The organism is candidate division WOR-3 bacterium, from assembly GCA_016867815.1.
Lineage (GTDB): Bacteria > Hydrothermota > Tepidihabitantia > Tepidihabitantales > Tepidihabitantaceae > UBA2258.
Genome location: VGIR01000091.1, coordinates 1 through 11,212 on the forward strand (window position 1 = coordinate 1; position 11,212 = coordinate 11,212).

9 protein-coding genes are annotated in these 11,212 nt (G+C 63.4%); 7 read left to right on the forward strand and 2 right to left on the reverse strand.

All coding sequences use genetic code 11. The features are described 5' to 3' along the window. Positions 1–280: 280 nt before the first annotated feature. Positions 281–451, reverse strand: a complete 171-nt coding sequence (locus tag FJY68_11595; GenBank protein MBM3332470.1) for a type II toxin-antitoxin system HicB family antitoxin — start codon at positions 449–451, stop codon at positions 281–283. A gap of 78 nt (positions 452–529) precedes the next feature. Next, on the reverse strand, positions 530–2,839 hold the full coding sequence (locus tag FJY68_11600; GenBank protein MBM3332471.1) for a ComEC/Rec2 family competence protein: 2,310 nt from the start codon (positions 2,837–2,839) through the stop codon (positions 530–532). Positions 2,840–3,096: 257 nt separating this feature from the next. Here FJY68_11600 and FJY68_11605 point away from each other — a divergent pair, with 257 nt between their 5' ends. From FJY68_11605 to FJY68_11635, 7 genes are read left to right on the forward strand one after another with little or no spacing between them, the layout of a single operon-like run. Beyond that, a complete protein-coding gene (locus tag FJY68_11605) occupies positions 3,097–4,785 on the forward strand; it encodes a hypothetical protein (GenBank protein MBM3332472.1) in 1,689 nt (562 codons plus the stop codon). After that, the gene (locus FJY68_11610) at positions 4,782–6,056 is read left to right on the forward strand and encodes a hypothetical protein (protein ID MBM3332473.1); all 1,275 of its coding nucleotides are present in this window, start codon (positions 4,782–4,784) and stop codon (positions 6,054–6,056) included. The genes FJY68_11605 and FJY68_11610 overlap by 4 nt, the downstream gene beginning before the upstream one ends. 7 nt (positions 6,057–6,063) lie before the next feature. Further along, entirely contained in the window at positions 6,064–8,604 is a 2,541-nt protein-coding gene (locus tag FJY68_11615; GenBank protein ID MBM3332474.1) for a tetratricopeptide repeat protein, read from the forward strand. Then, on the forward strand, positions 8,601–9,299 hold the full coding sequence (locus FJY68_11620; protein MBM3332475.1) for a MotA/TolQ/ExbB proton channel family protein: 699 nt from the start codon (positions 8,601–8,603) through the stop codon (positions 9,297–9,299). The genes FJY68_11615 and FJY68_11620 overlap by 4 nt, the downstream gene beginning before the upstream one ends. Before the next feature lies 1 nt (position 9,300). Beyond that, positions 9,301–9,720 (forward strand): biopolymer transporter ExbD, encoded by a 420-nt coding sequence (locus tag FJY68_11625; GenBank protein ID MBM3332476.1) that lies wholly within the window; start codon positions 9,301–9,303, stop codon positions 9,718–9,720. Positions 9,721–9,722: 2 nt separating this feature from the next. Further along, the gene (locus tag FJY68_11630; protein MBM3332477.1) at positions 9,723–10,121 is read left to right on the forward strand and encodes a biopolymer transporter ExbD; all 399 of its coding nucleotides are present in this window, start codon (positions 9,723–9,725) and stop codon (positions 10,119–10,121) included. Between the two features lie 2 nt (positions 10,122–10,123). Next, the gene (locus FJY68_11635) at positions 10,124–11,062 is read left to right on the forward strand and encodes an energy transducer TonB (GenBank protein MBM3332478.1); all 939 of its coding nucleotides are present in this window, start codon (positions 10,124–10,126) and stop codon (positions 11,060–11,062) included. Positions 11,063–11,212: the final 150 nt, after the last annotated feature.

An 11,212-nucleotide genomic window follows, 5' to 3' on the forward strand; every position in this document is an offset into this window, starting at 1 on the left:
CAGCACATCCAAAGCCGCCGGCGATAGACGCCGAGTATCGTCTTCTCTCATTACTCACAGTATACACCAAACCGACTCCCATGTCAAACATTTTATGCTCTGATTAGTAACATTCAAACAACCCAGATGCTACCATCCGGGCAGGGGAACCGCTACTGATTTTCAACTAAGACAGGGACATCCTCATCCGATACGCGTCAAGATACTGACAGGAACCCCATTTCGGGGAGCTTCGGGGCATGACGCGGCCGAGCCGCGAGGTTGAGGTAGAGGCTAGGGTCTAGGTTGAGGTCTGGCCGGCCTGCACTGGGTCGTGGTAGTGGCAGGCCGCGGCGTCCTTTACCTCGACCATCAGTTCGTCGAGCGTTGGTGCGCAGGTGAGAAGGTCAGCACCGATTGCGCGAGCGCACCACTGCTCGCCGTCGTTGTGGACTTCTACCTTGACGACCACGCTTGATTAGGACTCTTGTGTCGAACTGGTCAAGGACAACGCAGGCCCGGGTATTAGGGTGGGGACCGGGACGGCCGGCTATTCGGCAGGCAACGGCAACCGGGCGAAGAAGCGTTGGATCTTCGGTCTCCCTTCGCCCAGCCGCAGTGTGACCGCGCCGTCGACTCGCGTGTTCACGTAGTCTACCCCGGTTCCTTTGAACCGCGGTTCGAGTCTCGCCGGAGTGGGATATCTGCCCATGACCAGAACATAGTCCGGTCGTACACGCTCGTAGAGGGCGGGCGGGTTACCCTTCAGGCTGCCGTGGTGCGGGGATTTCAGCAGGTCGGCTCGCAGGTCTTCGCCGGCGAGCAGGTCCGGATTGTCGAGGTCGCCGGGCAGCAGCATCTTGAACTTGCCCAGCGTCACGGACGCAACCAGCGATATGTCATTGGTGCGGGCCGCGCCGGCGAGGAAACGCGCCCTAGTCGCGTCATCCGGCCAGAGGAAGTCCACCTGAAACCCGGACCCGGTCAGATGGGTTCCCTTCCCGACTACGACGACCTCTGTTCCTCTCGCGTGCAGCCGTGTCAGGAGACCTTGGTAGTCCGGGTCCCGGCTCTCGGTCGTCGGCACCAGCAGTCGTCGCACCCGGAAGCTCCGGGGCAGGTCCAGCAGCCCGCCGTAGTGGTCGTTGTCAGGGTGTGTGACCACGACCGCGTCCAGCCGGTGGATGCCGCGGCTGCGCAGGTAGTCGCGCAATACCCCGGTACCGTTGACCCCGGCGTCGAAGAGAATCCTGTGGCCGAGGCTGTCTTCCAGCAGGATCGCGTCGCCCTGCTTCGGGTCGAGAAACGTGGCCGAGTTGCCCGGCTTTCTCAGTACCCCCTCCCAGGCCATCACGCACAAGCCGGACACGAGAAGCACTGCGAAGCCGGTGCGGACGCGCTCCCGATTTGCCCTCAGGGCGAGCAGGCCGAGCAGGTAAGCCCAAGCAACCCAGAACCAGGATAGCCGGCCCGGCTCCCATATCGCCCAGTCCAACCTGCCCATGAACAGGGTCAGTTGGAGCAGAGCCCACAGCACGAGCCAGAGCGATTGAGCGAAAACAGCAGCCAGCCAGTGGCTCACTAGATTCGCCAGCAGAACAACGATGCCAAGCGGCATCGCCAGGCCAACCAGCGGAATCACCGCGGCGCTTGTCGCGAAGGCCAGCGGCTGGACTCGGCTGAAATGGTGCAGAAGCAGCGGAGCCGTGAAGAGCGTCGCCGCCACCGAGACAACCACCGGCGCCAGCACCCAGCGGCTGAACCATCGCAGGCGAACCGCACGCCCCGCCAGCTGCTGAGTCGGTCCGGCAATGAGGACAATACCGAGCGTGGCGGCGAAGGAAAGCTGGGCTCCGACATCGAATAGCATCGCCGGGTCGATGAGCAACAACAGGATGCCGGCCGCACAAAGCGAAGCGACCGGCGAAAGCCTGCGCTGGGTCGGTGCGCTGAGCAGGACGGCGCAGGCCATCAGGCCGGCACGTGCCGGGGCCGCCGACCAACCGACAAGTAGCAGGTAGAAGACCACGCCAGCGACCCCGGCCCAGAACCTCCACCAGCCGCGCACGCCCAGCACCGAGAGCAGAATCCAGAGGAATCCGACCACGATGCTGACATTCATGCCGGAGACGGCCAGTATGTGCACGAGACCTGCATCCCTGAACGCCTCCTGCACGTCCTTGGGCAAGCCCTGGCTTCCCCCGAGCAGCAGCCCCACGAGCAGCGCTCCCTCGTTCCCCGGCAGCACCTGGTTGATGACGCCGAAGATGTAGGACCGAACCGGTGCGACCAGCCGGTTGCGGACGCCCGATCCCCTGCCCCGAGCCAGAACAGTGACCGCGTGGGCCGATGCGCTGCCCACGAAACCTCGAGCAGATAGAACCGAGTTGAAGTCCGGCACACCCGGGTTGCGCGGCCTGTCCAGGGGCTCGATGCGACTGCCGACCATCACCACATCGCCCGACCGCAACACGGCCGCGCTATCCCTGAGCCACACGGTCACCTTTCCACGCAACGGCGGCGACAAGGAAACGACCGCCCGGCGTGCGACACCTGGCGCAGGCTCGGACTCGACCGTTCCCTCAAACCGCTCCGCCGCGTAGACGCGCGGATCCACCGGCCCCGGTGCTCGAACCTGGCCGCAGGCCATGGCAGCAGCGCCGACCGCAAGATAGAGCGACCATCCGCGGCTCACCCGTGCCAGTCCGACGGCCACCACCGCCACCAGGGCGACCAGCCAGAGAGGGGCCGGCACCAGCCGACCAAGGAGGATGCCCGCAGCCGCAGCCACCAGAGCCCTCGCTGCCGCGTGACGCATCCCGGGCTCGGCTCGGCCGGCGAAAGCAGCGGTGAAGCTCACACAGCAGGAGAGTAGACGCCGGCCCCCGTCTGTCAAGCAGAGCAGAGCCCTGCCGCACAGCCGGAAGTGTGTCCTCAGCAAGGCGCCTCCCTCAAGTGCGAGAGTGCAGTGCCGAGCACCGCCGTCGGCCTGACCGAAGAGGCGAACCCGGACGGCCGGGAGGCACGTTGCTCCACGCCAGCAGGACCAATATCATCTCGCCACGTCCGGATTGGGTGGCCCAATCCCCGATTGACAATCAGGGGCTGACAGCTAGAATGTTGCGCTTCATGAGCGTGACAGTGGGCTTACTGCTCCTGCTCAGTGCGGGCCCGATCGGGCTCACAGCTGGGGATGAACCGGTCTCTCTCTACAAACCCGCCGTACTGACTTCCTTCGAGTGGCAGAGCATCGACTCGCCGCAGTACGCTGGCGAGTCGATTGACGTCGTCATCCTCGCCATGGATGACAGCGGCAACAGCTATCCGCTCAACGGCATAGCGCTTCTCTCGACCACTCTCGGAGACCAGTTCGTATACCCTTCGTATGTGCAGTTCAATGATGGTATCTGCAATAGCAGAGTTGTAGTAACCATTGCCGAGAGCCTGGCGCTGCGGTGCTCGAGGGACACGGTATCGGGAACAAGCGAGGTTTTCGAGGTGCTTCCGGGCGCGCCGAAGAGGCTCATGGTGATCCTGCCCGGCGAGCAGCTGACGCCCGGCCTGACCGGAGGTCGCGCCGGGTCTCCCGACGAGCAGACAGCAGGAGACTCGTTCTCCTTCGAGGTCTACCGGACCGACGGTTGGTTCAACCAGGTGGACCAGAGCAACGACAGTGTCGAATTGGATTCGGACAACCGGTTCGACCGACTGCCTGCCGGTGGCCGGTTGCCAAATGGAACTGGTTCCTTCCCCATAGTTATGCACGCTGCCGGCGAACGTCACATCACCGCCAAGCTGGCAAGGTCGCTGCTTGAGGACATCTCGTCACCGGTGACCGTCCGCCCCGGGCCGTACAAGAACATGCTGCTTATCGCGCCGGGAGAGGTCCTGATGCCGGGTGACACGTCACCACTGGAATCCCTGCCAGGCAAGGAAGGAACTCCGTCCCCGCAGTACCTGCGCGAGCCCTTCGGCGTCAACGTCTACGCCTGCGACTCGTTCTGGAATCCACGAGACGGGCTGGGAGATACGGTCTTCGTGCGTTCGGACGTGAAAGACTCGTGCACGCCGTCTGCAAACGAACTCACCGATTCCGTCCGTTTCTCTTTCCAGTTCAACCAGCGCGGCGAAAACCGCCCGCTGTGGGTCCGGGACAGCCTGACTGGAGCCGAGTCCTACATCACCTACCTGGACGTCCGCGCCCGCGGGGCGTCGCTTTCCGCAATAGCGCCGGATACGGTTCGTTCCGGCGAGACTGCTCAAGTCTTGATCCGAGTCGTTGACGTACACGGAGAACAGATTCCCGCAGCGCTTGTCCGGACTTCGGTCGTCAAGGGCACCGGTACGATGATCGAGCCTGAGTTGCTGACCGATACTGCCGGGTATGCCACCGCCCACTTCGTTTGCACGCCCAGCCCGGCATCGGAGCAGGATTCCATCAGGATCACATCGGACAACGCCATCGCGGTTATCGGCATCTACGTCAAACACCTTTCCGACAGCCTGTTCGCCTTCCCCAATCCGTTCGGATCCATCAACCAGGACCGAACGCTGATCTTCTACAGCCTGCAGAAGGCGGTGTCGGTCAAGGTGAGGATATACGACCCGTTCGGCAACAGAGTGTGGACGCGGAGTTTCAGCCAGGGAGAACCGGGCGCCCAGTTCGGAGACAACACCATCTACTGGGACGGCACGAACAACAAGGGCAAGCGCGTCGCCAGCGGTATCTACGTCATCCAGGTCCTCGGCACGACCACCACCAGCATTGACTTCAGGAGCCTTTACCGGGTAGGAGTCGTCTGGTGAGAAGAGCTCTTCTTGTCGCCGTCGGCCTCGTCGCTGCCTGTTCAGTCGCTCGGGGAGAGGGCGGCTCGGCCGGCGAGTTCCTGAACTACGCGATCGCCCCGCGGAGCCTGGGCATGGGCAAAGCATTCACCGCGATCGCGGATGACATCCAGGCCGGCTACTTCAACCCGGCCGGGCTGTACCAACTCAATGCCCAGGAAGTGATGATGGGACACTCCCAGCTGTACGGAGCCCGACTGGAGTACGTCGGCTGGGCTCTGCCCACCAAGGCAGCGGGGACCTTCGGCTTTTCTCTGCTCAACTTCGGCTCCGAAGGGATCGATGCGAGGAGTCCCGAGAACCAGCGGATGCAGAGCTACTTCTTCATGGAGAACGCCCTCATCGCCTCGTACGCCTATAACCCCTGGCGTTTCCTCGGCTTCGGCGCCAACCTCAAGCTGATCACGAAGAACATCGCCGTCTACTCCGGCGTGGGAGTTGGCGCCGATGTCTCAGCGCTGATCTTGCTGCCGCGCCCGCTCAGCTTCGGCCTGGTCCTGCAGAACCTCCTGCAGCCGGCTGTCAGACTGAGGGATAGCACGGACTACTATCCCCGAAACCTCCGGGCCGGCGCCGCGGTTCGGCTGGTCAACGACCGCGTGCGGCTCGCCGCCGACCTGGTCGTAAAGGACTTCGCGAGTAGCTCCCGCCGCAGCCTGACCCCCCACGGCGGGATCGAGTTCGAGGTGCTGCCCGACTTGCTCATTCCCCGCTTCGGCCTCGACGCGAATGAGATTAGCGTCGGTCTGGGCGTAAACAAAGTCTGGGGCAAGATGGCCGTGGGCGCCGACTACGCATTCCTGTTGCACTATCCGTCCGGCTATACGCTTGCCCCCACTCACAAGATTGGCGTTTTCCTGAACTTCGCCGGATACCGGGTTTGGATTGACGCCCAGCCGGCTCTCTTCCGGCCGACGCCTGAAGACAGGTCAAACGTGCTCTGGATGGACGTGCGGCTGATGGCGCGGGCGAGTTCCAGGCGCTGGCAGGTTGTGGTCAAGAACCAGTACGGCGAAGTGGTGCGCAATTTCAGCGGCTGGGATGCCCCACCGGCGCGAATGACATGGGACGGCCTCGACGACGACGGCCGCCTGGTCGCGGACGGCAGCTATAGCTACAGCATCGTGGTTGTGGACGTGCGCAACCGTCCACTCTCGTTCTCCGCCCCGCTCACTCGCATCCGTACCAGCGGTCCCACGGGCAAACTCGAGATCCGACCTCAAGACCGATAAGGTGACGATGGTCCAGGTCCTGATCACCGTTCTGCTCGCCGGCGCATTGTCGCCAGAGCAGTCACATCAACTCGCCGAACGGTACAACGTGGCTCAGGCAGCGATAGGACAGCGGAACTACGTGAAGGCCAACACCGACCTGAACGCGCTGGTTCGTGACTTCGGTTCCAGCGAGTTCGGCGACGAGATGCGCTACGCACTCGCCGAGACGTACTTCAACCTCGGCCAGTATGACCGCGCTGCCGACATCTTCAACCAGCTGCTCGGCAGGCCGCATCACCCCTACATCAAACCGGAGGCAATGTACGGGATCGCCATTTCCGAGATGATGCGAGGCAACTTCAAACAGGCGCGAATCACACTCGAGCAGCTGTCGAAGCAGCAGGGCTACGACACGGACGACCGCACCAATTTCGCGCTGGGAGTGCTGTACTACTTCCTGAAGAACTACGATCAGGCGGCGGCCAAGCTGAACGGCCTCAAACTGCCGGAGGCGAAGTTCTACCTCGGCAAGGTCTATTCGGCCACCGGAAAGCCGCTGCCCGCACTGCTCCAATTCAGGGCGGTCACTGACGACGTGCCGAATACGTCGCTGGCGGTGATGGCCCACTTCGCCGCCGGCCAGGCGCTGTTCATCAATCACGACTACGATGGCGCGCAGGCCAAATTCCAGTTCTTCGCCGACAACTTCGCCTATTCGCCGCTGGCCGACTATGCCCGTTACTTCCTCGGTTGCGCGCAGATCGCGCAGAAGCAATACGCGTCGGCAATCGACAACCTGACGCCGTTGGTGAGCAGCGACAACAGCGTGCTGGCCGCGCATGCAAACTACTTCATCGGCTGCGCGGACATGGCGCTCGGTCAGGCGCAGCCGGCGGTTGAGCGCTTCCAGCGCGTCCGCGCCAACTACTCGCGGACGCGGGTGAGCGGGTACGCCGACCTCCAACTCTCGCGGGCGGTACTGGCAACTGCGGACACCGCCCAGGCCCTGCTCGGCACCAGTCAGTTGGCGACGATGTTCAAGACCGGCGACCTTGCCGGCACCGGCAACTACATGTCCGGGGTCATCTACTACCAGCTGGGCCAGTACGGCAGTGCCGCGCGGCAGTTCGAGACGATCCTGGCGAGCCACGGCGGCACCGGTCTGCGCGAACCTGCTTGCGCCATGCTGCTGCTCTGTCTGAGCAGCTCGGGGCAGTGCGACAAGGGCGCGGCGCTCGGCGCGAAGTACGTTACCGACTACCCGACCGACTCTACCGAGTGGCGCGCCAAGACGCTGTACTTCCTGGCCGAATGCTTCTACTTTGACCGCAAGTACAACGAAGCCGATGACTTCTACCAACAGGCATACGCCCACCCGGCCAGCTCCGACATCTCGGTCTACGCCCGGCTCGGCCGCTGCTACAGCCTCTATCATCTCGGGCGACTGAACGAGTCCGTGCGGGGCTTCAGGAACCTGGTCAACGCCCGGCTCGGCGACACCGCCTTCACCATCAGCGCCTATCTTGGTTACGGATACTCCCTCTTCAACCAGAAGGAGTACCTCAAGGCGCTGGACGTATTCGAACCCCTCCAGAAGACCTTTCCGGGCGAAGAAATGGCCACGGTCCCGGCCTACTTCTACGCCGGGTACAGCTACTACCAGTTGGGCTACTACGGTCAAGCGGTGGACGCGTGGAGCGAACTCATCAACAGGTTCCCGGCCGATGCGACGAGGGCCCCCGAGGCAGCCTTCCGCAGCGGCGACACCTACTTCAAAGCGCTGGAGTACGACAAGGCGATCAGCATGTTCAACTTCGTGATTGAGCGCTACCCGTTTTCGCAGTTCGGCCCTCCGTCGCAGGCGCTGATTGCGCAGTGCTTCTACAACCGCAAGCAGTACCTGGATGCGGTTCGCGAGTACCAGAAGTTTGTCGACCTCTACCCCGCTGACGCACAGACTCCCAGCGTCCGTCGAAGCCTCGAGACCAGCTACTACCTTGCCGGTCAGGAGGACTCCGCGGTGATGGACGACTTCCTGAAACGGTTCCCGCAGTCGGAACTGGCAGCCGAGGGGCAGTACAACAAGGGCAAACTGCTCTTCGACGCTGGCGCGTTTGTGCAGGCCATCGCCGAACTCCAGAAGGTAGTGGTCACTTCTCCCGGCCTGCCCATCGCTGCCGACGCGCAGCTTCTGAGCGCCGAAGCCTATGCGAGGATGATGAGCTGGCGCGAGGCCACGCAGGCATACCAGAAGTTCCTCGACTACTTCCCGCAGCACGAGCAGCGAGCCGGGGCCATCTTCAACCTGGCGACCGCTTACTTCAATTCCGGCGCGTACGAGCAGAGCCTGAGGCACTTTCGGACAGTCGTCGACTCGTTCCCTGCGTCGGAGTTTGCGGAGAGCGCCCGCAAGAACGCCGACATTTCGCGCAAGCGGCTCGGTGCCGCCGAGGGTGAAGGCGAAGACGCGGCCGAGCCCGGTGCCCCGGAGGCGCGGCCGCCGGACCCCGACGCAGACCCGGCCGCCCCGCTGCCGGCACCAAACAAAGGAGACAATCAGCCATGAAGATAATGGGCAAAGACCTTTTTCAGGTGATGCTCGACCCGGTCATGCTAGTGCTGCTTGCCGCGTCGGTTACTGCGCTTGCGCTGGTCATCGAACGCTTCATATACTTCCGCAGGAACCGCTGCAATACGGCTACCGGGGTGCGCGAACTGCGACGGCAACTCTCGTCCGGCGGCCTCTCCGCCGGTCTGCAATGGGCCCAGAACCAGAACAGCCCGATGGGCCGGATGTTCGTCCAACTGCTGGAGAACGCTACCCTCGACGCCGAGGAACTGGCCGACCTCAGCTACAGCCTCATCATCGACGAGCGCATCAAGTTCGAACACCTGCTCGGTGGCATGGGAACCCTTGCCAACGCTGCCACGCTGCTCGGACTGCTCGGCACCGTGACCGGACTCATCAACTCGTTCAACCAGATCAGCGTCACCAAGCAGGCCGGCCCGGACGTCGTCGCCGGCGGCATTGCGGTTGCCCTGCTGACAACCGCCTGGGGCCTGGGAATCGGCATACCGACGCTGTTCGCCTACAACTACTTCAACAAGAAGTCCAGCGACCTGGCGATGCAGCTTGAGGCCGCCGCGGACAGGGTCATAGTGATGCTGGGCCGTGCGCGTTCCAGGGCCGGCAGCAAAGCGGCTGAGACAGCGCCGGCGCCCGGGCCGCGACCGGCCGAGGACACGGGCTGGAGATTCTGAAATGCGCCGGCGGCACGAAGAACACCGGAGGAACGACGGCCTCATCGTCAACTCGCTGGTTGACATCGCCCTCGCGCTCGTCATCGGGTTCATGGTGGCGATGCCCATCTTCTTTGAGAACGGTATCTTCGTCTCCGCCCCGGGGGTGGCCCAGGCCGGTGGTGCTGTACCGTCCGGCTCGGATATCAAGGCCAACGTTTTCCTGGCCAACGACGGCCGGATCCTCCTCAACGAGATCACGGTCTCGGAGGACAGCCTGCGCGTGCTGCTTCCGCGCCTCCTTGACCGGAGTGTCGAGCGTCGGGTCGTCATCTCGAACGAGAATCTCGTGCTGTATGATGCCGTCGTCCGCGTGATGGACATGGCCAAGCAGACCGGGGCCAGTGACGTCGCCTGGCTCCGCACCAGGACTGCACCCTGAGCTTGAAAGCTGCCCCCAACCTCGACATTCTGCCGATGGCCTGTGTCGGCCTGATCCTGGTTCTGGTCATGATGATGATATCGCCCATGGTCGTCTCCCACACGCGCACGCCGGTCGACGTGCCTGAGGCCCACACCGGCCAGCGGGAGGTCCAGAATGACATCAGCATCATCCTGACAAAGACCGGGCAGTACCTGTTTGACGACGAACCGGTCGCGACGCTCGAGGAGGTTGGCAGCCTGGTCGCCGCCCAGGTCGCCCGCGACCCCTATGTACTGGTCGTGATCCGGGCCGACAAGCAGTGCTACGGCAACCAGGTGCTCGACGTCCTCTCTGCGGCAAAGAAGGCAGGTGCGGCGCGCATCGTCTGCGCTACGAAGAAACTGACGATCAAGAGCTAGCCATGCCCGACGGAATCGCGCTCCGTAACATCACCATCCCCGAGGATCGTCGGTCCCCGGTGATTTGGATTGCTATCATCCTCTCGGCAGTAGTTCACCTGGGGAGCATGTTCGGCTTTTCCAACCTGAAGCCGGCCGCGGTCAAACCCGGGGAAGACCTCATCCAGGTCAACGTCTATGACATCACACGTCGGCCTGAAGTCGCGAAAGTCATACCCAAACAAAAGATCGGGGGCGGCGACGCACCCGGACTCGTCGATGCCGCCTCGATGGGCTACACGCCGTCCGGAACCCCTGACGGCCCAACAATCGACCTGCGGGCCGCGCTCGACCGCGGCCCATCGCAGGCGAAGATCGATCTCAGCCGATACGAACTGGACCGTTCTGCCGGTACCATGGACCTCATCTACCTTGGTGGTAAGGGTAGTTCTCAGTCCACTGACGAGATTCTCTCCCAGCCGGCAATCGCCATGACCCGCGCGCCCGGTCGGGGCAGCGGGGACGGCCGCGGCGTCCCCGGCATACCTCAGCCCGCCGCGCAACTGACTATCGAACACCGCGAACTGGCGAAGCCCGCCGCTCGCAGCTTGCCGGCCAGCGCTGACCGGGACCTGCCCACGGTGGAAACCCCCGTCACCCGCGGAACGAACTTCACCGTCGCCGGGCCGATCTCCCAGCGCGAGATCACCAAGAAACTCGTACCGCGGTATCCGAAGTGGGCACTCGAGCGCCGCGTATGCGGCACCGCCGTGGTGCGGATCTGGGTCCAGCCCGACGGACAGGTCAAGGGTGTGCCCACTGTGGAGTCAAGTTCTGGCTACCCGGACCTGGACCGGGTCGTCGTGGACGCGCTGCGCGGATGGGAGTTCGCGGCGCTGGGACCCGATGTCAAGTCCGAGGACCAGTGGGGCGAAATCACATTCAGATTCGTCCTATCTTGAGGATATGACGCTACTCATTGTTGCCCTTCTCTTTTCCCAACCAACCCCGGCGTCGCCCAAGCCCGAGAGCACCGCTGCCCGGCCCGCGCCGAACGCCGACCAGCATGCGATCGGAGAGGAAGTGATCAAAGGCGAAACCGAAGTCAAGAT

Coding starts and splice junctions, on each gene's coding strand:
- FJY68_11605 (MBM3332472.1), top strand. CDS start 3,097: ATGTTGCGCTTCATGAGCGTGACAGTGGGCTTACTGCTCCTGCTCAGT.
- FJY68_11620 (MBM3332475.1), top strand. CDS start 8,601: ATGAAGATAATGGGCAAAGACCTTTTTCAGGTGATGCTCGACCCGGTC.
- FJY68_11625 (MBM3332476.1), top strand. CDS start 9,301: ATGCGCCGGCGGCACGAAGAACACCGGAGGAACGACGGCCTCATCGTC.
- FJY68_11615 (MBM3332474.1), top strand. CDS start 6,064: ATGGTCCAGGTCCTGATCACCGTTCTGCTCGCCGGCGCATTGTCGCCA.
- FJY68_11635 (MBM3332478.1), top strand. CDS start 10,124: ATGCCCGACGGAATCGCGCTCCGTAACATCACCATCCCCGAGGATCGT.